This window comes from Corallococcus sp. AB018, from assembly GCF_003986945.1.
In the GTDB taxonomy this organism is placed as follows: domain Bacteria; phylum Myxococcota; class Myxococcia; order Myxococcales; family Myxococcaceae; genus Corallococcus; species Corallococcus exiguus.
Genome location: NZ_RAWR01000055.1, coordinates 12,616 through 37,965, shown reverse-complemented (window position 1 = coordinate 37,965; position 25,350 = coordinate 12,616). Strand labels below are relative to the sequence as shown.

Annotated in this window: 21 protein-coding genes; 10 read left to right on the top strand and 11 right to left on the bottom strand. The window is 69.5% G+C overall.

The window, feature by feature from the left end; translation table 11 throughout:
- Positions 1-29 precede the first annotated feature (29 nt).
- Entirely contained in the window at positions 30-2,198 is a 2,169-nt protein-coding gene (locus D7Y11_RS14015; protein WP_126933941.1) for a site-specific recombinase, read from the bottom strand.
- Positions 2,199-2,316: 118 nt separating this feature from the next.
- A complete protein-coding gene (locus D7Y11_RS14010) occupies positions 2,317-2,913 on the bottom strand; it encodes an ABC transporter substrate-binding protein (protein WP_120594772.1) in 597 nt (198 codons plus the stop codon).
- Positions 2,914-3,146: 233 nt separating this feature from the next.
- Between D7Y11_RS14010 and metK the strand changes: the two genes are divergently transcribed.
- The 3 genes from metK (at position 3,147) to D7Y11_RS13995 (ending at position 6,715) form a co-directional block, all read left to right on the top strand.
- The gene (gene metK / locus D7Y11_RS14005; RefSeq protein ID WP_120579877.1) at positions 3,147-4,337 is read left to right on the top strand and encodes a methionine adenosyltransferase; all 1,191 of its coding nucleotides are present in this window, start codon (positions 3,147-3,149) and stop codon (positions 4,335-4,337) included.
- A gap of 126 nt (positions 4,338-4,463) precedes the next feature.
- On the top strand, positions 4,464-5,381 hold the full coding sequence (locus D7Y11_RS14000) for a methionyl-tRNA formyltransferase (RefSeq protein WP_126933940.1): 918 nt from the start codon (positions 4,464-4,466) through the stop codon (positions 5,379-5,381).
- Between the two features lie 83 nt (positions 5,382-5,464).
- Entirely contained in the window at positions 5,465-6,715 is a 1,251-nt protein-coding gene (locus D7Y11_RS13995; RefSeq protein WP_126933939.1) for a glycosyltransferase, read from the top strand.
- A gap of 1 nt (position 6,716) precedes the next feature.
- Here D7Y11_RS13995 and D7Y11_RS43820 read toward each other — a convergent pair whose 3' ends face one another.
- On the bottom strand, positions 6,717-7,487 hold the full coding sequence (locus D7Y11_RS43820) for a di-heme oxidoredictase family protein (protein ID WP_233607286.1): 771 nt from the start codon (positions 7,485-7,487) through the stop codon (positions 6,717-6,719).
- Positions 7,488-7,712: 225 nt separating this feature from the next.
- On the opposite strand from D7Y11_RS43820, the gene D7Y11_RS13985 reads away from it, so the two are divergent.
- Together D7Y11_RS13985 and D7Y11_RS13980 are read left to right on the top strand one after the other, a co-directional pair.
- The gene (locus tag D7Y11_RS13985) at positions 7,713-8,114 is read left to right on the top strand and encodes a type II secretion system protein GspG (RefSeq protein ID WP_121753263.1); all 402 of its coding nucleotides are present in this window, start codon (positions 7,713-7,715) and stop codon (positions 8,112-8,114) included.
- Between the two features lie 107 nt (positions 8,115-8,221).
- Positions 8,222-8,629 (top strand): type II secretion system protein GspG, encoded by a 408-nt coding sequence (locus D7Y11_RS13980; protein ID WP_120579881.1) that lies wholly within the window; start codon positions 8,222-8,224, stop codon positions 8,627-8,629.
- Between the two features lie 194 nt (positions 8,630-8,823).
- On the opposite strand, the gene D7Y11_RS13975 is transcribed toward D7Y11_RS13980, so the two are convergent.
- Positions 8,824-9,297, bottom strand: coding sequence for a YchJ family protein (locus D7Y11_RS13975; RefSeq protein ID WP_120579882.1), 474 nt, complete (start codon positions 9,295-9,297; stop codon positions 8,824-8,826).
- Between the two features lie 139 nt (positions 9,298-9,436).
- On the opposite strand from D7Y11_RS13975, the gene D7Y11_RS13970 reads away from it, so the two are divergent.
- The 3 genes from D7Y11_RS13970 to D7Y11_RS13960 all read left to right on the top strand — a co-directional run bounded on the left by D7Y11_RS13970 (position 9,437) and on the right by D7Y11_RS13960 (position 12,017).
- Positions 9,437-10,330: an undecaprenyl-diphosphate phosphatase gene (locus tag D7Y11_RS13970; protein ID WP_120578427.1), complete on the top strand. Its 894-nt coding sequence runs from the start codon at positions 9,437-9,439 to the stop codon at positions 10,328-10,330.
- Positions 10,331-10,344: 14 nt separating this feature from the next.
- Positions 10,345-10,968, top strand: a complete 624-nt coding sequence (locus D7Y11_RS13965) for a CoA pyrophosphatase (protein ID WP_120578426.1) — start codon at positions 10,345-10,347, stop codon at positions 10,966-10,968.
- A gap of 101 nt (positions 10,969-11,069) precedes the next feature.
- Complete coding sequence (locus tag D7Y11_RS13960; RefSeq protein ID WP_233604984.1) at positions 11,070-12,017, top strand: methyltransferase; 948 nt, start codon at positions 11,070-11,072, stop codon at positions 12,015-12,017.
- A 10-nt stretch (positions 12,018-12,027) separates the two neighbouring features.
- Here the strand turns inward: D7Y11_RS13960 and D7Y11_RS13955 are convergent, their stop codons facing one another.
- The 4 genes from D7Y11_RS13955 to D7Y11_RS13940 form a co-directional block, all read right to left on the bottom strand.
- The gene (locus D7Y11_RS13955; protein ID WP_126933938.1) at positions 12,028-12,621 is read right to left on the bottom strand and encodes a hypothetical protein; all 594 of its coding nucleotides are present in this window, start codon (positions 12,619-12,621) and stop codon (positions 12,028-12,030) included.
- Positions 12,622-12,624: 3 nt separating this feature from the next.
- Positions 12,625-14,988, bottom strand: coding sequence for a hypothetical protein (locus tag D7Y11_RS13950; RefSeq protein ID WP_126933937.1), 2,364 nt, complete (start codon positions 14,986-14,988; stop codon positions 12,625-12,627).
- A 119-nt stretch (positions 14,989-15,107) separates the two neighbouring features.
- On the bottom strand, positions 15,108-16,463 hold the full coding sequence (locus D7Y11_RS13945) for a sigma-54 dependent transcriptional regulator (protein ID WP_120578423.1): 1,356 nt from the start codon (positions 16,461-16,463) through the stop codon (positions 15,108-15,110).
- The gene (locus D7Y11_RS13940; protein ID WP_233607285.1) at positions 16,460-17,680 is read right to left on the bottom strand and encodes an ATP-binding protein; all 1,221 of its coding nucleotides are present in this window, start codon (positions 17,678-17,680) and stop codon (positions 16,460-16,462) included. Before D7Y11_RS13940 ends, D7Y11_RS13945 begins: the two co-directional genes overlap by 4 nt.
- A gap of 102 nt (positions 17,681-17,782) precedes the next feature.
- Between D7Y11_RS13940 and D7Y11_RS13935 the strand changes: the two genes are divergently transcribed.
- A complete protein-coding gene (locus D7Y11_RS13935; RefSeq protein ID WP_126933936.1) occupies positions 17,783-19,189 on the top strand; it encodes a serine hydrolase in 1,407 nt (468 codons plus the stop codon).
- Between the two features lie 76 nt (positions 19,190-19,265).
- Entirely contained in the window at positions 19,266-19,637 is a 372-nt protein-coding gene (locus tag D7Y11_RS13930; protein WP_233597175.1) for a hypothetical protein, read from the top strand.
- A gap of 9 nt (positions 19,638-19,646) precedes the next feature.
- Here D7Y11_RS13930 and D7Y11_RS44265 read toward each other — a convergent pair whose 3' ends face one another.
- The 3 genes from D7Y11_RS44265 to D7Y11_RS13910 form a co-directional block, all read right to left on the bottom strand.
- The gene (locus tag D7Y11_RS44265) at positions 19,647-20,123 is read right to left on the bottom strand and encodes a hypothetical protein (protein ID WP_233607284.1); all 477 of its coding nucleotides are present in this window, start codon (positions 20,121-20,123) and stop codon (positions 19,647-19,649) included.
- 950 nt (positions 20,124-21,073) lie between these two features.
- Positions 21,074-22,546 (bottom strand): MBOAT family protein, encoded by a 1,473-nt coding sequence (locus D7Y11_RS13915; protein ID WP_126933934.1) that lies wholly within the window; start codon positions 22,544-22,546, stop codon positions 21,074-21,076.
- A 3-nt stretch (positions 22,547-22,549) separates the two neighbouring features.
- Positions 22,550-25,297 carry a GDSL-type esterase/lipase family protein gene (locus D7Y11_RS13910; protein WP_126933933.1) on the bottom strand — a complete coding sequence of 916 codons (2,748 nt, stop codon included), beginning with the start codon at positions 25,295-25,297 and terminating at the stop codon, positions 22,550-22,552.
- Positions 25,298-25,350: the final 53 nt, after the last annotated feature.

The following is a 25,350-nucleotide window of genomic DNA, read 5'->3' as shown; positions in this document are numbered from 1 at the left end:
CTCTTGTCCCGAGGGAATAAACCGCGACTTCAGTGTCCTGGAGGCCCGGCCAGGGGGACGACCTGCGCCTGCGTCCCACCCGTGGCGGGCTCGTCGCGGGGCGGGATGAGGAAGGGGAGCGGGTTTCGCAGGAAGCGCAGGAACACCGCGCCCAGGAAGCGCAGGCCCTGGCTCACCGGGACGTCGCGAGCGCGCAGGGCCACGCCCAGGGCCAGCGTGAAGGACACGCCGAAGTTGACGACGCCCACGACGAGCACCCCCGCGGCGGCCGCCAGGAAGCCCGGCTCCATCACGGCGGAGGGGCCCAGCGCGCACCCGGCGAAGGCCAGCGCGCCGAAGGAGAAGGTGACGTGCCGCACGTCCAGCGGGACGCCGAAGAAGCCGCCCACGCCCGGCATCACCGCCAGCAGCACGCCCAGGGTGACGCCGCCGCCCACGCCCGCCGCGTGGTGCATCAGCGCGTCCGCCACCTTGCGCGCGCCCGTCGCTCCGAAGAGCGCGCGCAGCACGCGGTGGTGGGCGAGCGCCTCTGGCAGGCGGCGGTAGACGATGAAGTTCTCGAACCAGCCCGCGGCGACGCTGGAGGCCCAGAGCATCACCCCGGTCAGGATGGCGTGGAGGAGCGTCGCGCTCTTCCAGGGGTGCAGCGTCTCCACCACGTGCTGCGCCTGTTGCGCGGTCAGGTAGGCGTGGCCCTTGAGGAACTGGAAGCCCAGCGCCAGCGCCACCGCCACGGGAAGGACGCAGCCCAGATTGCCCAGGATGGCCGCGAGCTGCGAGCGGGTGATGCGCGGCACCAGCGCCGCCAGGCGCTCCATGCGCCGGGTGCCCTCGTCCGGGCCCGCGTCCTCGCCCACCGCGGCCGCCAGCGTGGAGGCCGTCATGGACGGCTGCTTGGTGGCCAGCGTGAAGCCCAGCAGCTGCATCACCACGAAGCCGCCCGCGTAGTTGAGCGCGACGAAGAGGCCCGCGAAGAAGGGGGCCAGCGGAAGGCCGGTGAGGAGGAACTTCAGCGCGACGGCGACCGCGGCGACGAGCCCGCCGCCCGCCGCCGAGTGCACCATGTGGTGGAACTCGGCCGTCGTGGAGGTGATGTAGTGCTCACCCGTGTTGCCGGTGCGCTCGATGATTTTTCGCGCCAGCAGCCGCGCGTTGCGGCGCACCAGCGCACGCACGGAGCGGTCCTCGTGCGCGAGCCGCAGCAGGTCCGACAGGAGCTCCAGCGCCTCGCGCCAGCGCGGCTCACCCCGGGGCGAGCCCAGCACCCGCGCGATGGCCTCCATCCGGTCCAGGCCGCGCTGGATGCACTCCAGGCGGTACACCAGGTCCACGCTGACGCCGAAGTGTTCCAGGTGCTGGGTGACGGTGCGCACCACGCCGCGGCAGTCCTCCACCACGCGGAGCAGGTCCGCCAGCGACTCCTGGGCCCCGTCGCGCGCCAGCACCGCGTCGCCCGCCATCCGCAGCCGCAGGAAGGGCGACGCGCGAAAGGACATGTCCGGAATGCGGTCGCGCACGTCCTCGGCCAGCCCCAGCCCCGTCACCTGCACGCCCAGCAGCACCAGCGCGTCCATCAGGTCCCCGCGCACGCGTGAGGACGGGGTGGGCTCTGGTGGGGGCGGGTCGCCCACCAGCGCCGTCAGCCGCGCCAGCAGCAAGGGGGACAGCGCGCTCAGCCACTCCGCGTCCTCCGGCACCGGGAACAGGCGCAGGAGCAGCTCCGACAGCTTGCCCGGCTCCGCCGGCGCGGGCAGCACGCCGCGCGCGAGGCGGTCCGTCAGCTCGGAGAAGAAGCCGTTGCCGGCGCTCAGGCCCACCTGGGCGAAGAGCTTCAGCCCCCGGCTGCTCGCGCACACCCCCGCCACCAGCCGGGTGACGGACGCGCGCAGGGCGCCCTCGCCCTCCAGCACGCGCACCAGCAGGGACAGCCGGGAGTTCGAGGGGGACAGCGCAAGGTCGTCCGCGTCCGTGAGGCCCTGGGCGGGGATGCGGTCGCGCATCCAGTGGATCCACCGCTCCACCCACTCCAGGCGCGGCTCCAGGCCGTCATCGGGGACCTCCGACAGCAGCCGGAGCAGGTCCCGGACCGCGGGGTGGCCGGGGGCCCGGGGCGCGTACTGGACGCAGAACGCGTCCATCTCACGGTCGGACGGCACACCCCGGAGCAGCAGCCGCGGGGCGGGGGTCGAAACAGTCATTCGCCAGGCGCTCCGGGGGAGGAGGAACGCCCCAGCCTAACCGGCCCGCGCCTCCCCCGGAACCCGGAGGGACGGCGAAGGCATGATTGCCTGGCTGCCCAGGCGGCAACTGACTGGATTACTTCACCTTCACCGAACCCAGTTCGTTGTTCTTCGCACGCATGGCGCCGAGCAGCCCGTCCCAGCCGCCCTCCTTGAAGAGGGGGCGGACCTGATCATCACGGATGCCGGTGAGCATGGAGTCGCCCAGCACGGACACGTCCACGACCTTCCAGCCGCTGCCCACCTTCTCCACGGCGTACTTGAGCTTCATCTCCTGCTTCTTCAGCGGGTGGTTGATGAAGATGGTGGAGCCCACGAGCGCCTTGTCGCCCGTCACCTGCGGCTCGTCGTAGGTGATGGAGTCCAGGTTCTTGAAGTTCTCGCGCACCTTGGGGAAGGCGATCTTCGCGAACAGGTTCTGGAAGAGCTGGGTGAACTCCTTGCGCTGGGCGTCCGTGGCCTTGGTCCACTCGTCACCCAGCAGGAAGAGTCCCTGCTGGTCGCTGCCCAGGTTCTCCAGGGCCTTGAGGTCCTTCTCGTAGCGCACGGACTGCACCACGGTCTTCACCGGCTTGGTGATGGCTTCGGAAGCCTTGGGCGCGGCGAGCGCGGGCACGGCGAAGGTGATGGCAACCAGGAAGGGAAGGGTGCGAAGGCGGGCGATGGCGTTCATATGGGTCTGTGACCTCCAGAAGAAGGGCGCGGGTCCTGTAGCCCAGGGGAACGCCGCGCGAACCAATAAATTCATCCGGCGAGCAGGCACACCCGCGGCATCGGGTCCGCCTGTCCGAAGGGCGCTTTCGCCGAATAAACCCCTGTACCGACAGGTTTGACTCTGCTGGGACCGCACGTTTAGTGTCCGCCCCCTGCGCTGCGTCACCGAATTAGCGCGAAGCCCGAGAAGACATGCCTACCGACTTCCTGTTCACGTCTGAATCCGTCACCGAGGGCCACCCGGACAAGATCGCCGACCAGATCTCCGACGGTGTGCTCGATGCCATCATCGCCAAGGATCCGCAGGCGCGCGTCGCCGTGGAGACGCTCGTGAAGACGGGCCTCGCCATCGTCGCTGGCGAGGTGACGACGAATTGTTACGTGGACATCCCGAAGATCGTCCGCTCGACCATCACGCGCATTGGCTACACCGACAGCTCCATGGGCTACGACGGCCACACGTGCGGCGTCATGGTGGCCATCGAGGGTCAGAGCCAGGACATCGCCCGGGGCGTGGACAACAAGAAGGACCAGGGCGCCGGTGACCAGGGCATGATGTTCGGCTACGCGTGCGACGAGACGCCGGAGCTGATGCCCGCGCCCATCCACTACGCGCACGCGCTGACCCGCCGCCTGGCGGAGGTGCGCCGCAAGAACCACCCGTGGATCCGCCCGGACGGCAAGAGCCAGGTGACGGTGGAGTACAAGGACGGCAAGCCGCTGCGCATCGACGCGGTGGTGCTGTCCACGCAGCACTCGGATGACGTCTCCAACAAGAAGATCCAGGAGGCCATCCGCGAGGACGTCATCCTGAAGGTCCTGCCGAAGAAGCTCATCGACAACAAGACCAAGTTCTTCATCAACCCCACGGGCCGCTTCGTCATCGGCGGCCCCATGGGCGACTCGGGCCTCACGGGCCGGAAGATCATCGTCGACACCTACGGCGGCATGGGCCGTCACGGTGGCGGCGCGTTCAGCGGCAAGGACCCGTCCAAGGTGGACCGCTCGGCCGCGTACATGGGCCGCTACATCGCGAAGAACGTCGTGGCGGCGGGCCTGGCCCGTCGTTGCGAGGTGCAGGTGTCCTACGCCATCGGCGTGGCGGAGCCTGTCAGCGTGATGGTGGAGACCTTCGGGACGTCCACGGTGCCGGAGGAGCAGATTGCCCGCGCCGTGCGCCAGACGTTCGGCCTGCGCCCGCGCGAAATCACCGAGCACCTGGACCTGCTGCGGCCCATCTACCAGAAGACCGCCGCGTACGGTCACTTCGGCCGCGCGGAGAAGGAGTTCACCTGGGAGCGCACGGACAAGAAGGACGCGCTCCGTGAGGCGGTCGCCGCCCCCGCTCCCAAGACGCGCACGCCCCGCCTGAAGGCGGTCTGACGCACCGGAAGCACTCCGGTTGAGCCCACGCGCTCGTCCCTTCCAGGGGCGAGCGCGTTTTCATTTCCAGGCATGGCGCGTGCGTTGGCCGGGCGCACACGGTGGGTGAATTGTTAGGACACGGCCATGCCGACTTCGGGTGCCGCGCCTGGCTGGCGCATCGTGCTGCTCACCGTGGCCCCCGCGGTGGCGCACGACTTCACGTTGGCGCTGAGGGCCCAGGGGCATGACGTGGTGGCGCTGGTGGTGCCGGCGGGCATCCGGGGCCTGCGCCCACTGGACATGGAAGGGTGGGCGGAGCTGGGGCGGCTCTTCGAGGCCGCGCCGCCGTCAGTGGACGTGTTGCTGGTGAGCGAGCGGGCACACCTGACGCCCCGGTTGGCGGGCCTGAATCCGGACCTCCTGCTGTGCTTCTTCTTTCCGTGGCGGCTGCCGCCAGAGGCGCTGGCGCTGGCGCGGCTGGGGGCGGTGAACGTGCACCCGTCCCTGCTTCCTCGATACCGGGGGCCCTGTCCGCTGGGGTGGGCGTTGCGCGAGGACGCTCGCGAGCTGGGGCTCACCTTCCACCGCATGGACGCGAGCTTCGACACGGGACCCGTGCTCGCGCAGGGGGCGTTCCCGGTGACGGACGAGGACACGGAGGAGGTGGTCTTCGAGAAGCTGATGCTCGCGTCGCGCCGGCTGCTTCCCGGGGTGGTGGAGCGCGTGGCGCGGGGAGACGTGGGCGAGCAGCAGGCGGGGGCCGACGCGACCTTCGCGCCCTTCTTCGAGCCGGCGTATCGGGACATCGACTGGCGCGACAGCGCGCGCTCCGTGCACTTGAAGGTGCGCGCGTGCCGCTTCGCCGGGTGGCGTGGGGGCAGGGGCGATGCGAGGGCCCGGCTCGATGGCCGCTGGGTCCGGGTGCGGCGCACGCGGATGTGGCGGGGCGAGAAGCCTTGCGCGGAGCCGGGCACGTTGCTGGCCCGACAGGGAGACGAACTGCTGGTGCAGTGTGGGGACACGCCGCTCTGGGTGGTGTCGCACGCGCCGGAAGAGGCCTGAGCGGGAGCGCCACGGCGGGCAGCCGGGCGAGCGGATGGGGGCGCGCGGGTGGCACCTGCCGACGGGCGGACACATCCAAGGGTATGGCGAAGAATCCCGGAGACCCCTACCCCCTCGTCCAGGTCGAGCACTACGAGCGCTACGTGGGCGCGGAGGTGGTGGAGCGCATCCTGGAGAAGGCGCGCCCGCTGCAGGACCTGCGGGTCGTGCACGTCAACTCCACGTACTACGGCGGCGGGGTGGCGGAGCTGTTGTCACCGCTGACGCTGCTGATGAACAGCGTGGGCATGGCCACCGAGTGGCGGGCCATCCAGGGTCCGCCGGACTTCTTCAGCATCACGAAGAAGATGCACAACGCGCTGCAGGGCGCGGACATCCACCTGACGTCGATGAAGGCGACCATCTACGAAGAGGTCGTCTACGAGAACGCGGTGCGCAACCGGTTGGACCACGACCGGGTCGTCATCCATGATCCGCAGCCGTTGCCCATCGTGCGGTACAGCCGCAAGCGCGGGCCGTGGATCTGGCGTTGCCACGTGGACCTGTCGAATCCGGAGCCGTCGCTGTGGGCGTACCTCAAGCAGTTCGTGGAGCAGTACGACGCGACGGTGTTGAGCATCCCGGAGTACGCGCGCGAGCTGTCCACCCCGCAGGTGTTCTTCATGCCGGCCATCGATCCGTTCTCCATCAAGAACCGGGAGATGAGCGAGTCGGAGATTGAAGAGCGGCTCCAGCATCACCACATCCCCACGGACCTGCCGCTGGTGGTGCAGGTGTCACGCTTCGACCGGTGGAAGGACCCGGAGGGCGTGGTGGCCGCGTGGCGGATCGCGCGCAAGGAGATGCCGTGCACGCTGGTGTTGCTGGGCAACATGGCGTCGGACGACCCGGAGGGGCAGCAGGTCTACGAGCAGGTGATGCGGCACAAGGACGAGCGGCTCATCATCCTCAGCCAGGAGGACACGGCGCTGGTGAACGCGCTCCAGCGCCGCGCGGCGGTGGTGGTGCAGAAGTCACTGCGCGAGGGCTTCGGGCTCACGGTGGCGGAGGCGATGTGGAAGGGCACGCCCGTCATCGGAGGGAACGTGGGCGGCATCCGTCATCAGATTGAAGACGGGCACAACGGCTTCCTGGTGGACTCGGTGGACCAGTGCGCCCAGCGCATCGTGCAGTTGCTCCGGCACCCGAAGCTGCGCAACCAGCTGGGGCACCACGCGCACGAGACGGTGCGCCGCCGCTTCCTGCTCACGCGCTACCTGGAGCAGTACCTGGACCTCTTCAACGCGTTCGAGGCCCGCTACCACCTGCGTCCCCTGCCGCACGTGACGACGTGAGTCAGAGCGAGTCCAGGAATGTGAGCAGCGCGGCGCGCTCCTTCGGGGACATGCGCTGCACGGTTTCGCGCGAGGCCTGGGCTTCGCCGCCGTGCCAGAGGATGGCCTCCAGCACGGAGCGCGCGCGGCCCTCGTGCAGCAGGCGCGTGTGTCCGTTCACGGTGGCGGACTCCTCCGCGCCGCCGTTGAACTGCCACGTGAGGCCCGTGACCGCGACGTTGTCCGTGGCCCGGCCCGTGACGCTCACCTGGTACACGGTGAGGTCCTGGCCCTCGGTGGGGCTGGTGAGCGCCAGCGTCGGGGCCTGCGTGTCGACGGTGGGCGCGACGTAGGTGAAGTGCAGCGTCGCTTCCGTGGCCTGGCCCGCCGCGTCCACCGCGCGCAGGACGACGGTGTTCCCGCCCGCCACCGGCTCCACGGGCACCGTCACCGACTGCTCCGTCTGGCCCTGCGTGACGGGGACATTCGTGGCGGTTCCGCTGTTGGGCGTGACCGTCAGCGTCGCGAGCCCGCCCTCGGCGCGAACCACCGCCTGCACCTGCACCGGGAACGCCTCCACCTGGGCGCCCTCCGTGGGCGAGGTGAAGGACACCGTGGGCGCCGCGGCCTGCGGGCCCGCGTCCGTCTGCGTGCCGGCATCCGTGCCCGCGTCCACGGTCACACCCGCATCCGTGTTGCCCGAGGGCTGGGGCGTCGGGTCGTCGTCACCGCACGCTCCGAGCAGCAGCAGCGCCGCCACCCACGCACTCCACATCGCTTTGTGTCCCCGCATGGACCCGCCTCGCTGGCCGTTCACGGATTACCGTTTCGGCTGGCTGATTTGAGATTGATTCGCAAAGTCGATTCGAGGCGGCGTGTATCGCGGCATGCGCCTCGCGCGCAAGGGGGTGGGGTGGGTGCGGCGATTGCACGGTGGCGCCGTGAGGCCGCGCCCGGTGCGCGCGGTGACACGACACGGTGGCGCGTCGCACATGACGTTCGCGCCAGAAAGACAGACATGCCCTCTCGAATCGGCCTCCGTCCCTGGCTCAAGACCTACAGCTGGTTGCTTGTCTTCGTGGCGCTGGTCCTCATCGGCTACGCCGTGCTGGCGCTGTCCATGATGAACCTGGAGCGAGGGGCGCAGCTGCGGATGGTGGCCCTGGACATGCGGCACCTGCTGAAGGCGGTGACTCGGTACGCGGAGCGGGCGGGACACGTGCCGCCGCCATCCGTGGGGCTCTCCGCGCTCGTGGAGGAACGCCTCCTGGAGCGCATCCCCGTGGACCCCTGGGGCCATGACTATGTGTACCGCGTGGAGGCGGGCACGCCGGTCATCCTGTCCTATGGCCGTGACGGCATCCCGGACGGCGAAGGCCCGGACGCGGACCACTCCTCTCGCGCCCTCCTGGCGGAGTGAAGTGGGCCCACGGGTTGCAATGGCAGTCATCCCGGAAGGCAGAGGGGCCTTCCGTGAGGGACACGTTGACCCCGGCCCGTGCCGGTCGGCGTGTCAGAAAGACAGACATGGACAGGAAGAAGCGACGTCAGCGCGGCATGACGCTGATTGAAATCATGGTCGTCATCACCATCCTGGGCCTCATCGCCGCCGCGGTGGGCGTGTCGGTGATGAGTCAGTTCGGCCAGGCGAAGCAGCAGCGCGTGGGCCTGGACTTCGGTTCGCTGGGGCAGGGACTCCAGCTGTACGCGATGAAGAAGGGCCGGCTGCCGGACACCACCTCCGGGCTGCGCGTGCTGGTGGAGGAGAGCATCCTCCCGGAGCTGCCGCGCGACCCGTGGGGCAATGACTACGTGTACACGCTGGACAGGGGCGTGCCGGCCATCGTGTCACTGGGCGCGGATGGCGCACCGGGCGGTGACGGCGATGACCGGGACCTCTCGTCACTCGACCGGGACGCGCGGTCCCGAGGGTGACGGAGGGAGGAAAAGGGTGCTGCCCGAGTGGAGAAGCCACGATTGGGTGGCGTTTCAGGCCAAGGCGGATTCGAACCGCAAGCTCCCTGTGAGGGGAGCCGTACCAGAGCGTGTAGGGCCTCTCCGGCCGGGCAGCACTCCCAGGGACGCAAATGCCGCGAAAATCCTGACGGGGGATTTTCGCGGCCGCGCCTTCATGCCGCGGGGAAGGTTTCCAGCGTGAGGGACTCGGGCGGGACCTTCAGCTCGCGGGGCAGCTTGAGGACGCCGTCCAGGTAGCGCCAGCCGGTGCCGTCGTGGCGGAAGTCAGAGCGCTCCACGAAGGACTGGTCCTTCCCCTTCTCGAACACCTTGGCGAAGAAGAGGACGCGGGCGAGCCCCGTGGTGTCCGGAGGCTGGTGGCCCAACACCGCCAGCCCCGGGTACTGGTGGGCCTGGGCGAAGGCGCGCAGCTCGCGCACGACGTCCGCTTCTGGACGGGCCCGCATCGGGTGGTCGGGGTGGAGCGTCTTCCACAGGTAGGCGGCCTCGCGCCAGGCGAAGGCGCTGTAGCGGCTGCGCATCAGGCGCTCGGCGTCCGGGGCTTCCGCCTCGCCTTTGTGGAAGGGGGCGCAGCACTGCTTGTAGCGCTGGCCGGAGGAGCAGGGACACAGGGGGACGGGGGGCATGGCGGGGCCAAGCCTACCTGGGTTCCCCTCCCGGCTTCCCAGGCTGGACGGTCGGGTGGCGGACCTGGGCCGTGGTGTGGGGAACCTTCGCGCTTGCGGGGCAGGGGGGCAGGGCATATCCCTGGCGGCCACGTCCCCTATGAGCCTGCTTGAAGCCATCGTCCTGGGTCTGGTCCAGGGTCTCACGGAGTTCCTGCCCATCAGCTCCACCGCGCACCTGCGCATCGCGCCGGAGCTGTTCGGCTGGCCGGATCCGGGTGCGGCGTACTCGGCCATCATCCAGCTGGGCACGGTGGCCGCGGTGCTCATCTACTTCCGCAAGGACATCGTCGCGCTGGTGAAGGCGTTCGTCGTGGGGCTGGTGAGGCGGGACCCGTTCGGCACGATGGAGGCGCGGCTCGCGTGGTTCGTGGGCGTGGGCACGCTGCCCATCGGCATCTGCGGGCTCGCGTTCAAGAAGGTCATCGAGACGCAGTTCCGTTCGCTCTACGTCATCGCGGGCAGCCTCATCGTGCTGGCCATCGTGCTGTTCGTCGTGGAGAAGCGCGCGTCACACCAGCGCACCGTGGCGGACATGACGTGGAAGGACGGCATCATCATCGGCCTGTGGCAGGCGCTGGCGCTGGTGCCGGGGTCGTCCCGGTCCGGCACGACGCTCACGGGCGGCCTGTCGCTGGGGCTCAAGCGCGAGGACGCGGCGCGCTACTCGTTCCTGTTGTCCATCCCGGCGACGACGCTGGCGGGCATCTTCGAATTGAAGCACCTGCTGGAGGCCACGCAGCGTCCGTCGACGGTGGCCCTGGTGGTGGGGACGCTGGTGGCCTTCCTGTCGGGCATGGCGGCCATCGCGTGGCTGTTGAGCTTCCTGAAGCGGCGCACCACCTTGGTGTTCGTGGTGTACCGCATCGCGCTGGGCGTGCTGTTGCTGGGGCTGTTGCAGGCGAACATCCTCAAGCCAATGTCTGGCGTGGAGAACCTGGCGACGCCGGATGCGCCGACGAAGCCGCCGGTGGAGAAGCAGATCACGGACTGAGGAAGGGGGAGGTCGTGCGTGTGCAGGCCCTGTTCGATGCGCTGGAGACGCGGCTGACGGCGAGGCCGGCGCGGACGTTCGAGTGGAAGGGGCGGGCGCTGCGAGAGGCCGCGGTGCTGGTGCCCCTCTTCGAGCGGGACGGCGTGCCGCACGTGGTCTTCACGCGGAGGCCCGCCACCCTGCGCACGCACGCGGGGCAGTACGCGTTCCCGGGCGGGGGCCAGGAGGCGCGGGACGTCACGCCGCTGGAGACCGCGCTGCGCGAGACGGACGAGGAGCTGGGCGTCGCGCGCACCCACGTGCGCGTGCTGGGTCTGCTGGACGAGACGCCCACCACGTCCGCGTACCGCATCCGTCCCTACGTGGGCGTCATCCCGGGGGACGGGAAGTACGTGCCCAACCCGGCGGAGGTGGACCTGGTGCTGGAGGTGCCGCTGGTGCGCCTGCTGGACCCCTCCATCCTCCGGGTGGAGCGACACACGTGGGAGGGGATGGAGCACGACGTGCACTTCTACACGCACGGCGAGCACGTCATCTGGGGCGCCACGGGGCGCATCCTGCGCAACTTCCTGCAGTTCGTGGTGGAGGTGCCGGGCATCCACGACCTGCTGGACGCTCCCTCGCCTGCTGACCGCTGAACCGCGAAGTCCGTGCTGGCGGGCGGCCCTGGCGGAAGGTGCCTTGTCGCCCTGGAGGGCCGGTCCCACGTTCAGGGGGAAACCCTTTGAAAGGGCGGGACGTGGACGGTGGCAATGGGGCCGGGGGCATGGAGGTGAGGGAGGCCGCGCTGGTGGCGCTGGGAGAGGTCCTGCGCGCCAGGGGGTACGTCTTCACCACGGTGACTCCGGAGACGCACCGGCGGGTGAATGCGCGGCCGGGGGCGAAGCAGGCCCATTCAGTCCGGGACGTGTTCGGGTGGAGCCGTCCCTTCGGGCCGGGCGTGCTGGAGCCTCGGATGGTGGCGCTGCTGGAGGAGGCGGGCGCGCTGGTGGACTGCAAGGACGGGACGCACCGGAGCCGGGTGCGGTTCTCCAGCCTGGGGGCGGGGCTGTATGTCCATTCCGCGTGGCCCACGTCGGAGCAGGACGCGGTGTTCTTCGGACCGGACACCTACCGGTTCTGCGCGTTGCTCCAGCGGGTGCCAGGCAGCTTCCGGCGAGTGGTGGACCTGGGGTGTGGCTCCGGAGCCGGAGGCCTGTCGGTGGCGGGGCGGAGCGCGGAGGTGGTGCTCGCGGACCTGAACCCGTTGGCGCTGGAGTTCTCGCGGGTGAACGCGAGGCTGAATGGCGCGCAGGGAGCCCAGGCGGTGCACTCGGACCTGCTGCGAGACGTGTCCGGCCGGTTCGATCTGATCATGGCGAACCCGCCGTACCTGGCGGATACGGACAAGCGCACGTACCGGGATGGTGGCGGCACGCATGGCACGGAGTTGTCCGTGCGCATCGTGCGTGAAGGCGTGGAGCGCCTGGAGCCGGGCGGCACGCTGGTGCTCTACACGGGCGCGCCGGTGGTGGACGGCGAGGATTTGCTGCGCACCGCGCTGGAGCCGGTGTGGCGAGCCGCGCCGCTCGCGGAGGTTCGCTACGAGGAGCTGGATCCGGACGTGTTCGGCGAGGAGATGGAGAAGGCGCCATACGCGGGCGTGGAGCGCATCGCGCTGGTGGCGCTGGTGGCGCGGCGGGGTTGAGTGCCCCGCGTCAGGGCTGACGGCTCACGTCGCAGCGACCGGTGGCCTGTCTCGCGAGGTCTTCCGCCACGGAGCGCAGCAGGCTCCCCAGGACTGGCGCGCCGGAGGACGAGGCCTCACCCTGGGTGAGCCACCGCGCCATGCGGCCCAGGCTCGTGGCCGTCACGACCTGGAGCCGCACCTCGACCTGCACGACGAAGTGCTCGTCCGCTCCGGGCCTTGAGTCCAGTGTCCAGGCCACGCGCTCCAGCTCCAGCGTGCCCACGCCTCCCGTCAGCTCGCGCCCGTCCAGCACGTAACCCTCGCGGGTGAACGCGAGCACCTGGGTGACTCGTGCGCTGTCCAGGTGCGCGTCGAACCAGAAGGAGCGGCGCCGCCAGAGTGTCAGCTCCACCTCCAGCTTTCCCGCGAGTCCCAGCCGCACCAGCCGGTCCAGCTCCGGGGAGATGAAGGCGCGTGCCTCCGGCCGGACCATCACGCGCTTTCCGGAGAGCGTCGCGGTGCAGGCCGCGGACGCCTCTTCCGCGTGCGCTCCGGACGCGAGCAGGCCTGCCGCGACGACGAGCGCCGCGCCATGCCTGCTCTCTGTTGCGTGCCTTCCCATGGCTCAGAAGGTCCGGTTGAACAGCAGGCGCGCTTCGGGCGTGAGCTGGGCCTTTTCGTCGATGCGCCAGGCGGCCTCGAAGCGCACGGCGTCGCTGAAGTGGAAGCTGCCACCCAGGCCGAGCTGCGCACCCGACCACGCGTTCGCGGCATGCACCGCGCCCAGGTCCGCGAAGATGCCCAGGCCGTGCCAGCGGCACTCGGCGCTCGCGAGCACCGAGCTGTCGCCGCCTCGGAACTCCTTGAAGCCGAAGCCTCGCAGCGCGGTCCAGCCTCCCAGCGCCTCCTGCTTCTGGAGCGGCAGGTCGTGGCCCATCGCGGCTCGCAGGCGCAGGTTCAGGCCCGTGTGCCAGTTCATGGGCACGTCCATGGCGACGTCGCCCACCAGCTTCCAGAAGCGCGCATCCGCGCCGCCCGCGCCCGGGCCTTCACCCACCTCCAGCGTCACGAAGCCGCGCAGCGCGGGCTCTCGCTTCCAGTTCTTGTGGCGCTCGAAGAGGGACGTCTCCGGCGTGCGGAAGAGGGATCCCACGCGAGTGCCACGCTCCGCCGTGCCGCTGTACTCCAACCGCACCACCGCTGAACGGAACCGGCCCTCGTTCACTGGCGCGTTCGGGAACGGCGGGTCGTCGCTCCGGAAGAGGCTGAGCGGCGGCGTGAAGGACTGGAGCGAACTCATCGTGTCACCGCGCACCTCCACGCCCGCGAGCCACGACTCCGCCCAGCGCCAGGTGGCGAAGGCCGTGAAGCCCTGACGGCGGAAGTAGTCCCGGTCCGGCCGGTTGATGAGGAACGAGTAGAAGTACGAGTCGAAGTCCCCCAGCCGCCAGCGGTCCAGCGTGTCGATGAAGTCGTGCACCTGCGCGCCGAGCTCCTCGATGCCCAGCGCGGGCAGCTGCACCTTGGCTCCGCCCAGCAGGTTGACGTGGCGCTGATTGCTGGTGCCTTCCGGATCGCCCGGGATGCGCTGCCCGCCCAGCCGCAGGGGGATGAAGAAGGCTCCCTCCAGCGTCGTGTGCACGCGGTCCCGCGAGTCGAAGATGCGCAGGCTCGCCGAGAGTCCCGGGGCGAAGCCCGTCACCTGCGTGTGCACGGGCAACAGGTCCACGTCCAGGTCCGGAGGACGCGGGCGCACGTGGACGATCAGCTTCTTCCCCTCCAGCGTGAGGCCGTCGCTCCCAGCGTCGACGTCTCCGAACATCCGGCTCCAGCCCACCTCGAACTCCACGCGCTCATGGCGCCGCGACTTGCGACGGGACTCCTCCTTCGTGCGGTAGAGCCGCGTGCCGTCAGCCTCGCGCTCCTCGACGATGCGCACGGTCGTGCGTTCGTCCTGGAGGTCCTCGCTGTCCACCGCTCGCAGGAAGAACAGCCGCGACTCCATGCGCTCCATGGCACGGCGGGCATCACTCCGGAGGAAGACGTCGCCGGGCTCCAGGCCCAGTGCATCACGTACGCGCGTGGCCATCGCGTCGTCCACGCCGCGCACCTCCACGGACTCCAGCTGGCCTTCATCCACCGTCACGACCAGCCGGCCTTCGGGGGACAGCGTGGCGGACACCGTCGCGAGCAGGTAACCGTCGTCCTCGCGAAGGGTCTTGAGGACCCGGTCGAGCGCGGCGTCCAGGCCTCCCAGCATGATGCCGGGGCGGAACGCGCCCTCCTCTCGTCGAGCCAGCCACGGACGGGGCGGTCGCGGCGCGGGGCAGGGGCTGACGACCCGCAGGGTCCCGTGGCGCTTGTGGACGCGCAGCGTGGTGACCTCGTCCTCGGCATCGTCCTCGTCGGAGGCAGGGGAGGACAGTTCGAACAGCGCTCCCCACAGTTCGTCGGGCCGGAGGTCCTGGAGGCCTTCGAACTCCACCGACGTGAGCGTGGGGTTCTCCTGCAAGGTCACTTCGAGCAGGGCCGGGCCCTGATCACTGACGCGAACGCGGGGCTCCACGCGGGCGAAGAGGCCGGTGCGTGCCAGGCGATGCAGCAGGGACTGCACCTGCGTGGCCGTCAGGGGCCGCGAGTCTTCCGCGGGAGGCGCACCCACGAGCTTGCGGACCTGCGGATCCGTGAGCCGCTGGAGGCCGCGAAACTCCAGGCCCGCGGGCGTGAGTCCCCGGCCGTCGACCTCGACCTGCAGGGCTCCGAGGACCGTGGAGTCCGAGAGGTCGTCGTCATCCTTGTCGAAGCCCTCCGGGCACGTCGGGTAGCTCCAGTCCTCCGAGGCGGCTTCGCCCTCTGGTGGTGCGGTGGATGGGGAGAGGGCCACGGACGCGTCGGAGGTACCGGCATCCGGTGAGGGTTGGCCCAGGGCCGCGAGCGAGACGAAGCAGAGCGCCAGTGCGAGACGGTTCATGGAAGGCGGCAGGAGCATGCTCCGTTCCAGGTGCGGCCTCACCGCAAGTGCCCGGAACGACGGAGGGCGAGCAGCCGGGCGGATGTCATGGACACATCCTGATGTGTCGGGCGGTTGTGGCCGTGACATCGCGCGGCTCACGAAGAGACGGGCAGGCCCAGGGCCTTGATGCGCCGGTAGAGGTTGCCTCGGTCCACCTGGAGGATGCGCGCGGCCCCGGCGATGCTTTCGCCCTCGCGGAGCGCGGCGCGGATGAGGTCCCGCTCGAAGTCCTCCACGTGCTCGCGGTAGCTCTTGTCCCCCAACGTCGTGCGCGGCGCGGGCGCGGTGCCCGTGGGAGCCGACACCGCGTCTGGCCCCAGCTCCAGCGGACCATCACCCCGGAGCAGGTTCAGCCGTTCGATGACGTTGCGCAGCTCACGCACGTTGCCGGGCCACGGGTAGGCACGAAGCGCGGCCTCCGCTCCTGGCGCGAGCACGAGCGGCGTCTTGGGACCCGCGAGTTCGGCGGCGAAGACGCGCGCGAGGGGCAGCAGGTCCTCGGAGCGTTCGCGCAGCGGTGGCAGGTGCAGGGGCAGCACGTTGAGGCGGAAGAAGAGGTCCTGCCGGAAGCGGCCCTCTTTCACCGCGCGGCCCAGGTCCTGGTGCGTGGCCGCGAGGATGCGCACGTCCACCGCCACCGGCAGCGTGCCTCCCAGCCGTTCCACCTGACGTGTTTCCAGGACTCGCAGCAGCTTGGCCTGGAGCTCCAGCGGCATGTCCCCCAGTTCGTCGAGGAACAGCGTGCCGCCTTGCGCCTGTTCGAAGCGGCCCGCGCGGCGCGCCACCGCGCCGGAGAAGGCGCCTCGCTCGTGGCCGAACAGCTCGCTCTCCAGCAGCGTCGAAGGAATGGCCGCGCAGTTGACCGCCACCAGCCGGCCTTTGCGCCCGGAGGCCTTGTGCAGCGCCTGCGCCACGCGCTCCTTGCCGGTCCCTGTCTCGCCGGTGATCAGCACGGCCGTGTCGCTGGGACCCACGCGCGCGATGAGCTGGCGCAGGGACTCCATGGCCGGGCTTTCGCCCACCAGGTTCCCCGGCTGTGCCAGCGCGTCCAGCAAGCGTTCGCGCTCCTCGCGCAGGGCGCCCAGGGCCAGCGCGTTGTGCAGCGCCGTGAGGAGCCGCTCGGGGGACGGAGGCTTCTCCACGAAGTCCGTGGCCCCCAGCTTCAGGGCCTGCACTGCTTCGGAAGGAGAGGCTTCGCCGGACAGGACCACCACCGGCACGGGCAGTGGCTTGGGCAGACGTGCCAGCAGCTCCAGCCCCGTCTCGCCCGGCATGCGCAGGTCCAGCAGCATCAGCGCGGGAGGCGCGTCCGGCGCTTCGAGCAAACGCGCGGCCTCCGCCGTGGAGCGGGCCTCCACGGGGGTGAAGCCTCCGTCTTGGAGCAATCCACGCACGGCCCTCAGGACGCCGGGGTCGTCGTCGACGATGAGGATGCGGGCTCCGGTCTTCATGCGGCCACCTGGGAGGCGTCGGAAGGCAGCACCACCTGGGCCCGGGTGCCACCCCGGGCGCCCGGCTCCAATCTCAAGGTGCCGCCGTGCTCGTGGGCGATCTTCTGCGCGATGGGCAGGCCCAGCCCGCTGCCGCCGGGCTTGGTGCTGAACAGTCCTCGGGTGAGGACAGGGCCCTCCAGAACGCCCGGGACACCGCTGCCGCCATCGCTCACGGTGACGTGCACGCGGCCGTCCGCCGCTTCGTGTAGCGCAACGTGGACGGGAGGGGCGTTGGGTGGGGAGGCCTCGGTGGCGTTCTTCACCAGGTTGCCGAAGAGGCGGCGCAGTCCGTCGGGGTCCGCGCGCAGCGACACCTCCTCACCGGGGTCCAGCACCACGGGCACCGGCGAAGTGCCCGCGTACAGCGCGCACACCTCCGCGAGCAGTGGACGCAGCGCGACGTCCTGGAAGCGGGGGGCCGGCAGGCGCGCGAAGGTGGAGAAGCTCTGGGTCATGCGCATGAGCAGGTCCACCTCCTCCTGGAGGAGCGCCACCGCATCGGCGAGGCGCGTCGGGTCTGACAGGGTGCCGGCATCCTGCGGAGACAGACGCGCGAGCGACAGCCTCATTGCGGTCAGGGGGTTCTTCAGCTCGTGGGCGAGCGCCCGCGCCACGTCCTGCCACGCGGCGATCTGCTCGGCGGCCTTGAGGTGTTCGCGCTGGTCCAGCAGCTCCTGGCCCATGCGGTTGAACTGGCCCAGGAGGAACTGGAGTTCGTCACGAGCAGGCTCTGGGACGGGCAGGCGGACCGACAGGTCTCCGCGGGAGTAGGCCCGCATGCCTTCCAGGAGCGTGGCCATGGGGCGCGTGAGGACTCGGCCCAGGAGCACCGCGGATACGGCCAGCACGACGGCGGCGATAGCGCCCACCCCGGCGATGAACACGGGCACGCGGCGCACCAGGGCCCGCCGCGCCAGCTCCGCCTGCGCCAGGTTCAGCCGCGCCTCGTCGAGCGCATCGGGAGGCAGTCCCCGGCGGCTCAGCTCATCGGAGACGTTGTCGAGCACGGCCTCCACGGGCGCGATGGAGATGGAGAGCACGCGCTCCAGTACGCCCTGGGCGAGAGCACCCAGCAACGCCAATGGGATGAGGCCTGCGAGCAGCATCACCGCCAGCAGGCGTCGGCGGAAGCGGAACGGAGGCGGGGGAGGGCCCACGGATGGCGCACGGCTCATGGCGAGCTGTTCATATCGCGGGGCGTGCATCGTTCGCGCGGTTGGGGACTCATGATGGGATGCCACGACCGGCCCATGCAGGGCCGGATGTCGGAAATCCCCATGCGCCATTCCCTGAAGCCGCTCACGTTGGCTGTCGTCTTCCTGATGGGTCTGCTGGTGGCCCGTTCCGCTCAGGCCCGTGACTCGCTCCGCGAGCGCATCGACGCGTTCGTGCGCGCGGAGCAGAAGCGGATGGGCGTGCCGGGGCTCGCGGTGGGGGTGGTGAGCCACGGCCGGGTGGTGCTGGCGAAGGGGTACGGCTTCGCGAACCTGGAGCACCAGGTCCCGGTGGGGACGGACACGCTCTTCCAGTCGGGGTCGGTGGGGAAGATGTTCACCGCGACGGCGCTGATGCTCCAGGTGGAGGCGGGGCGCGTGTCGTTGTCCGACAGCGTGACGAAGTACTTCCCGGATGCGCCCGCGACGTGGAAGCCCATCACGGTGCGCCACCTGCTGACGCACACGTCTGGCATCAAGGACCTGGAGGGACTGCTCGACGAGCGCAAGGACTACACGGAGCAGGAGTTCGCGGAGTTCATCTACAAGCTGCCGCTGGAGTTCCCGGCGGGGCTGCGGTGGAACTACAGCAACTCCGGCTACGTGCTGCTGGGCCTCCTGGTGAATCGCGTCGCGGGCATGACGTATCAGGAGGTACTGGGGCGCCAGGTCTTCAAGCCCGCGGGCATGAAGACAGCGCGAGGCATCAGTGAGGCGGACGTCATCCCGAACCGCGCGGCGGGCTACGAGCTGGTGGGTGGCGTGGTGAAGAACCAGCAGTGGGTGTCGCAGTCGTTGAATACGACGGGGGACGGCGCGCTCTACTTCTCGCTGAAGGACCTGCTGGCCTGGGAGGAGGCGGTGGCGAAGCGGGCCCTCCTGACGCAGGACAGCTGGCGGGAGGTGTTGTCGCCAGTGAAGCTGAACAGCGGTGCCAGCCAGCCGTACGGCTTCGGCTGGGAGGTGCTGGAGCGCAACGGTCAGCCGCTGCACAGGCACACGGGATCGTGGCAGGGATTCCGGACGGCCTATTCACGCTTCCTGGGGGATGAGCTGTCCATCGTGGTGCTGGCGAACCTGGACAAGTCGAACCCGGCGCTGCTCGTGGAGGGCATCGCGGCCATCGTGAATCCGGCGCTCGCCGTGCCGCCGCTCAAGCCCATTCCGGACACGGAGCCGGAGGTGACGGCGAGGCTCACGGAGCTGCTGGAGAAGACGCGCCAGGGCGCCTGGGAGCCGTCGATGTTCGCCTACGTGCCGGCCAGGTACTTCGAGGAGGCAGGTCCGTACTTCCGGTCCGTGTTGCAGGGGCTTGGGGCCGCGGGGCCGCTGGTGCTGGCGAACCGTGAGACGCGAGGCGACGACCGCATCTACACGTACCTGGTGCAGTTCGGCGCCGCGACGTGGCGGTACCGCGTGGGGCTGAGCCCTGACAATCGGGTGACCTTGCTCACCCTCCAGGCGAACTGAAGCGGTGGGGTAGGCTCGGAGGGACAGCGCGTCTCGCCGAGGCGTGATGGAGGTTCCAGTGCTGAAGCCGCATCACTTGCTCCTCTGCGTCTCGCTCCTTCAGGACGGAGGAGCGACACGCCCGCCTACTGTCGAAAAAGGCATCCAGTGGCCTAACAACCTTCAGCCCCTGGCGACCCTGGACGGCCCCGCGGTCCTGGCCGCGCACGCCGCGTTGCAGCGGGTCCTCTCCCGGTACCCCAAGGAGTACGCCAAGAGCTGTGCCTTCTCGGCGAAGGGGATGGAGGTCATCGTGGGCGAGGAGCGAGGGCTGTACTTCGTCCGCATCAAGCCACGGCCCGATAAGTGCGGATGGGCACCCGGTACCGTGCTCGGGTTCGACGTGTTCGAACTGTACGCCGTCTCACCCGAGGGAAAGGTGTTGGCGCGGTATCCGTCCATGCCCTGAATGTGTGAATCAGGGCTGGTAGGGATATCGCGTGATGTCTCCGTCTGGAGAGATCGCGTACAGCTCGAACCAGTCCGTTTCGAGGCCCGTGACACCTGGACCGAAGCCGGGGCACCTGTCCACGCGGCGATTGACGCGAGCGAAGTACCAGCCCGCCTCCTGACCGATGACGACTTCCAGTGCCTTGGCGGAAAAGGCGCACTGACCCGCGGACTCCTTCGGAAATCGCTTCAGCGCTTCTTCCAGGGCTGCATGGGCAGCCTGGATGGCGGGCCCTTCCAGGGTGGCGAGTGGTGTCAGGTCTTGCTTGGGCCAGGGGAGCGTTGCTTCAGATCCGGTCGTGGATGTTCCCGCGTCTGGAGGTGCCTCCTGCGCTTGCGCCGCCACCGGACCTGGATCAGGCCGCCTGTTGCAGAGAGGCGTCCCAAGGAGTCCTGTCTCCAGCAGCAACGATGCAATCAACATGGAGTGCGGAGCCTTCAACATGTTGCACCTGGATAGCTCATAGGCCTCTAAGGGTTGAGTGCCGCTGAGCAGTTGGGGGGAATGCCTTCAGGCCGGAGCATGCTGGGGGGACTGGGCTCGCAGCGTGCCTGGAAGTCCCAACGTTTCCTCTCGACATCCCACCGGAAGACATCGCCTTTCTGGTTCCATCTGTAGAACCGGGGCGCATCACGATGCCCGGTGGCAAGCCAACCCCAGGCTGGAATCACCTGTCCCTGCTCGTCGCGCGCGAGCCGTCCATCCGGCGTCGTGCCATAGGCAACCATCACCCATGCACCTTCCGACTTCGCCATGGGCCAGGTGCGCAGGTCCTGATTGCTCAGGTCGGAGGCGCATGGATGGTTGTGCGCGTAGCCAAAGACCGGAAGGTTCCTGCCGAGGTCCGCGTCGTCGACACCTCCAAAGGGAGGCATGCAGGACCCGCTCGACTTCAATGTGTTGCGCACGGGCCAGGAAACGCGCCAGTCCGAAGGCGTCCGGTAGAGGGCGACGCAGTACTCCGATGCCTCCGGACGTGGGCGCCCTGTGTTCGAGTCACATGCGTCAACTGCCCCTGGAAGCTCGAGCAAAGCCTGGAGCGTTGGAATCACCAGGTCATCTGGAACAAGCGCGGATTGCGTCAAGACAGCGGGAATCTCCGGCCATGGCCCAGGAGCAATGGTTAGCCCCTCCAACCCGTCCTGCGTGGAGAGTTCCGATGCTACGTAGAATCGCCGAGCACCTGAGCTCGCGCATGCGATGCCCAGGCACGCCACGGTGAATCCGAGTCGTTGCCGGAAGGAAGCCATCGGATGGCAGCATACTTGGGAATGGCAAGTACGCGTTAGCTACGCATTAGGATGCCAACGGCGAGGTGCCGGATATCCTCTCCGCGAACTTGTAAATACGGCTTACAAGTTGCCATCCAGGCTCTATCGAGGATGGCAGCGTCCTCAGAACTGCAGATACACGTACGGCCGGGTTTCCAGCGTGGACAGCTGGCGGATACCCAACCCCAGCAGCACCAGCACCACCGCCCTCGCGGGCGCGGGCATCTTGAGGAACACGAGCGCCGCGGTGTCGTAGAGCTTCATCGGTACCGCGTGCGCAATGATCGCGATGGCCAGCATGCTCCACACCAGCGGACCCACGTTCGCCAGGCCGGGGATTCCCGCTAGCATCCGGGCGTAGAACTCACCCGCGTGCGCCATGTCCGGCGCTCGGAACACCACTCGCGTCAACACCACCAGCGTGAACGTGGCCAGCATCCCGATGGCCACGCGCGCCGGGCCCGGCTCCTGCTGCTTGCCCTTGAACCACCACCAGCACCGCACCCCGCACAACGCCACGCCGTGCACCGCGCCCCAGACCGCGAAGCGCCAGTCCGCCCCGTGCCACAGGCCTCCCAGCACCATCACCATCATCAGGTTGAAGCACACGCGCGGCTTCGACCGGCGGTTGCCGCCCAGCGGGATGTACAGGTAGTCCCGCAGCCATGACGACAGGCTCATGTGCCAGCGGTTCCAGAACTCGAACAGGTTCTTCGCCAGGTACGGCCTCGCGAAGTTCTCCGGGAACTTGAAGCCGAACAGCGACGCCACACCAATCGCGATGTCCGAGTACCCCGAGAAGTCGTAGTACAGCTCCAACGTGTACGCGACCGCCGCCACCGCGCACTCCGCCGACGAGTACGCGTGCGGACTGCCGAACACCGGATCCACGATGCCGCTGCCCAGCACGTCCGCGATGACCAGCTTCTTCACCAGCCCTACGGCGACGCGGAACAACGCCTTGTTCCCGTCGTCCGACGACAGCGTGGGCACTTCCCGGAAGTGCGCCATCAACTCCGACGCGCGGACAATCGGCCCGCTCAACACCCGCGGGAAGAACAACATGTAGAGCAGGTGCTCCACGAACGAGTGCTCGGAGCTCGCCTTCCCCCGGTACACGTCCACCGTGTAGCTGATGGCCTGGAACACGAAGAACGACAGGCCCACCGGCAGCAGGAAATGGAACGGCTCCGGTCGCACCTCCACGCCCCAGGGCCCCAGCAGCGACGACACCGTCCTGCGCAACAGCTCCAGGTACTTGAAGCCCGCCAGGAGCCCCAGGTTGGAGACGATGGACAGCACCACCAGCAGCTTGCGCAGCCCCGGCCGCTCCGTGCTCCCCATCCCCTTCACCAGCAGGTGATCCACCGTCACGCCGGCCAGGAAGATGAACAGCGGCACCAGCTTCACGACCAGCTCGCCCACGGGCATCCCGCCCACGAACGCGGTCAGCGGCACCTGCAGGAACGACACGTAGACCATCAGGCTGGCCGCCAGCAGCAACAGCATCCGCGGCCAGTAATGCCGGTGCACCGCCCAGTAGAGCGCGAACACCACGATGACGAAGACGACGTACTGGAGGCTGTGGGACAGCACGGCTCAGGGCGCTCCCGCGGCGGAGGCTGTCGGCTCGCCGCCCTTCTTCGTGGACTCGTACGCCGCCATCAGGTCCTTCACGAACGCGTTCGCCAGCACCGCGTAACCCTGCGCCGTCAGGTGCACCCCGTCCGCGTGGCCCAGCGGCTCCGACTGGCGCTGCCAGCGCTGCATGGAGCGCTCACCGCCCATCGCCGCTCGCGCGGACCAGTACGCACACCCGGCGTCCTTCGCCACCTGCGGCAACGTGTTCAGCACCTTCGCCAGCGACGGCGCCTCGTCCCACTGGCCGTTCGCTTCCTGCTGGAGCCGGTCCGTGGGGCCGATGACCAGGCACTCCGCGCCCGTCGCCTTGCGCATGCGTGCAATCAACGCCGCGTAGTCCTGGCGCAGCCCGTTCGCGTCCAACCCCGGCAGCTCCGCCTCGTTGGTGCCGTACCAGAACACCAGCAGGTCCGGCCGGCGCGCGGTCAGCTGCGCGTCCATCGCCGGTGCATCCATGTCCCGCGCCGTGAAGGCCGTGGCCCCGGGCAACCCGAGCGCGTCGTACACCAGCCCCGGCACGTCGTACTCCAGCGACGCGCCCAGCACCGTCGCGCTCCCGCCACCCTCCGGCACCTTCACCTGGACCGAGTGCGCCACGCCCGTCACCGGGAACGAACGGATGCGCACCGTCGGCTGCGTCAGCGGCTCCGGCGGCGGTGCTTCCGGAGGAATTTCTTCACCGTCCACCGTGATTTCAGGCGCCGCGGCCCCCGGCGCGTCCAGCGCGTACAGGTCCAGCCGGCCCTGGCGGTTCTTTTCCTCCGCGCAGCCTTCGCAGAAGGAGATGCCCAGGCTCGCGCCGGGCGCTCCCACCGCGCGGATGCCGGTGAGCCCCCAGATGCTTCCGGAGACGCCTCCAGGCGTGCTCTTCGCGTCCTCCACCGTCCACGCACCGTCCAGCGTGCGCGTCACGCGCGCCCCCTCCAGCCGGGAGGACGGCTTGCCCGCCGCGATGAAGCCCCGGCCCGCGTCACCGAAGCGCTTCGTCAGCGCGTCGCGGACCTTGTCGGAGAAGTAGTGCGCCGCCGTGTGCGACGCGCCCAACTGCGCGATGCCCACTCGCAGCTTCGCGCCGGACTCCCGGCGTGCCAGTGATTCGAACGTGCGGCGCAGCGAAGGGGCCGCGTTCTGCAGGCCGGTCGTGTCCGTGCCCGGCACTCGCGGCGGATGCGTGCGCGCGAAGGCCCGCTGCAACGCCAGGTCGAACAGGTGGCCCAGCAGGTTGGAGCCGCGCACGCGCGGGTGCACCAGGTCCTCCAGCATCAGGCCGGACTCCAGCCACTTGAGCGCGGAGCCCTCGCCGCCCATCGCCGCCAGCGTGTCGTAGAAGGCGCAGCCTCCCGCGCGCGCCTCCTCGCGGAACACCTCCGACACCTCCGCCGAGTGCCGGCGGGTGATCAGCTCGCCGCTCAGCGTGCGCACGCCCGCGTCGATGGGCGACATGACGAGGCACGCCGCGTCCGGCACCGACGTGCGAACGCGCGACACCAGCTCCTTCATCTGCGAGCGGACCTCGTCCAGCGTGGTGCGGTCGCGCGAGAGGAAGAACGCCTCGTTGCCGCCCACCATCAACACCACCAGCGACGGCTTGCGGTGCTTGAGCTGCGCACGGAACGCCTGGGGCTGCGCGCGCAGGTACACCTCCGCCATGCCGCCCAACAGGCCCACCGTGTCGTAGACGACGCCCGGCGTGCCCGACTCCACCGACACGCCGTGCAGCTCCGTCTTGCCGCTCGTGGTGAGCGTCAGCGTCTTGGCGCCTTCTGGAATCTTGAGCCGCGCGAAGGCCGCTTCCGCCTTGGATCCGAACGCGCGCGTCTGGATTCGCTGCGTGTTCTTTCCGTCCACCGCCACCTGCACGGAGCCGTTGGCGGGCTGGGCCAGGAAGAACAGCTCCGCCTCGCGCGCGCCCTCCACGGAGTAGCGCGTGGACTGCGCGGGGCCGCTCGTGGAGAAGGCCACGCCCGTCCAGCCCACGCGGTCCTTGGGCCAGTGCGTGTCCACCAGCCGCTCCATCTTCCATCCATCCGTGCTCGCGGTGCCCGCGCGCGTGGCGCGGCCTGCGCTCGCCAGCCGGTGGATGTAGAGGAAGCCCGGACCGCCCGAACCGAAGCGCTCCTGGAGCCGGTCGCGCACCACGTCCGTGACGTAGTCGGAGGCGATCAGCGAATCGCCCAGGTGCACCACCCGCACCGGCGTGCGCCGCGCGTCCGCGCGCAAATCTCCCAGCGCCTTCATGAACGGCGCCAGGCCGTCCTCTTCACACGTTCCGTCCGCGCGCGTCTTCCGGCAGTTGAGCTCGATGTCCACGTGCTTCGCGCCCATGCGCTCGCGCAGCGATTCCAGCTCCAGCGCGGTCGCCAGCGTGGGGGCGCTCAGCTCCTCCAGCCCGATGCCGGGCACGGCCGGGGCTTCCCCCACCTGCGGGCCCGCCTTCGGATCCGTGTCGTTGGCGGCGGTGTCCGCTTCCGCGACCGCGGTGGGCGGAGCGTCCGGGACCATGGTGTCCGAGGGCGGGCGCGGAGCCTTCACGCCGCGCAGGGACGCGGGCAGCACGAGCGCCGCCAGCTTGGGCCCGAGCGAACCTTCCTGACGGAGGCTGGGGAGGGGGCGGAACTTCTCCGGCAATGGCGCCAGGGACAACCCCACCGCCAGCAGCACGGTGAAGGCCAGCGTCCATCCGGTGGATGTGGGCTTGAGGCTCAACGCCGGGGCATGAGACTGGCTTTTTGGGGACGGGTCAAAACTCTGCCCACATT

Bases quoted from the DNA above. Each gene is read 5' to 3' on its own strand.
- D7Y11_RS14015 (WP_126933941.1), bottom strand. From the start codon at position 2,198: ATGACTGTTTCGACCCCCGCCCCGCGGCTGCTGCTCCGGGGTGTGCCG.
- D7Y11_RS14010 (WP_120594772.1), bottom strand. From the start codon at position 2,913: ATGAACGCCATCGCCCGCCTTCGCACCCTTCCCTTCCTGGTTGCCATC.
- metK (WP_120579877.1), top strand. From the start codon at position 3,147: ATGCCTACCGACTTCCTGTTCACGTCTGAATCCGTCACCGAGGGCCAC.
- D7Y11_RS14000 (WP_126933940.1), top strand. From the start codon at position 4,464: ATGCCGACTTCGGGTGCCGCGCCTGGCTGGCGCATCGTGCTGCTCACC.
- D7Y11_RS13995 (WP_126933939.1), top strand. From the start codon at position 5,465: ATGGCGAAGAATCCCGGAGACCCCTACCCCCTCGTCCAGGTCGAGCAC.
- D7Y11_RS43820 (WP_233607286.1), bottom strand. From the start codon at position 7,487: ATGCGGGGACACAAAGCGATGTGGAGTGCGTGGGTGGCGGCGCTGCTG.
- D7Y11_RS13985 (WP_121753263.1), top strand. From the start codon at position 7,713: ATGCCCTCTCGAATCGGCCTCCGTCCCTGGCTCAAGACCTACAGCTGG.
- D7Y11_RS13980 (WP_120579881.1), top strand. From the start codon at position 8,222: ATGGACAGGAAGAAGCGACGTCAGCGCGGCATGACGCTGATTGAAATC.
- D7Y11_RS13975 (WP_120579882.1), bottom strand. From the start codon at position 9,297: ATGCCCCCCGTCCCCCTGTGTCCCTGCTCCTCCGGCCAGCGCTACAAG.
- D7Y11_RS13970 (WP_120578427.1), top strand. From the start codon at position 9,437: ATGAGCCTGCTTGAAGCCATCGTCCTGGGTCTGGTCCAGGGTCTCACG.
- D7Y11_RS13955 (WP_126933938.1), bottom strand. From the start codon at position 12,621: ATGGGAAGGCACGCAACAGAGAGCAGGCATGGCGCGGCGCTCGTCGTC.
- D7Y11_RS13950 (WP_126933937.1), bottom strand. From the start codon at position 14,988: ATGCTCCTGCCGCCTTCCATGAACCGTCTCGCACTGGCGCTCTGCTTC.
- D7Y11_RS13945 (WP_120578423.1), bottom strand. From the start codon at position 16,463: ATGAAGACCGGAGCCCGCATCCTCATCGTCGACGACGACCCCGGCGTC.
- D7Y11_RS13940 (WP_233607285.1), bottom strand. From the start codon at position 17,680: ATGAGCCGTGCGCCATCCGTGGGCCCTCCCCCGCCTCCGTTCCGCTTC.
- D7Y11_RS13935 (WP_126933936.1), top strand. From the start codon at position 17,783: ATGCGCCATTCCCTGAAGCCGCTCACGTTGGCTGTCGTCTTCCTGATG.
- D7Y11_RS44265 (WP_233607284.1), bottom strand. From the start codon at position 20,123: ATGTTGAAGGCTCCGCACTCCATGTTGATTGCATCGTTGCTGCTGGAG.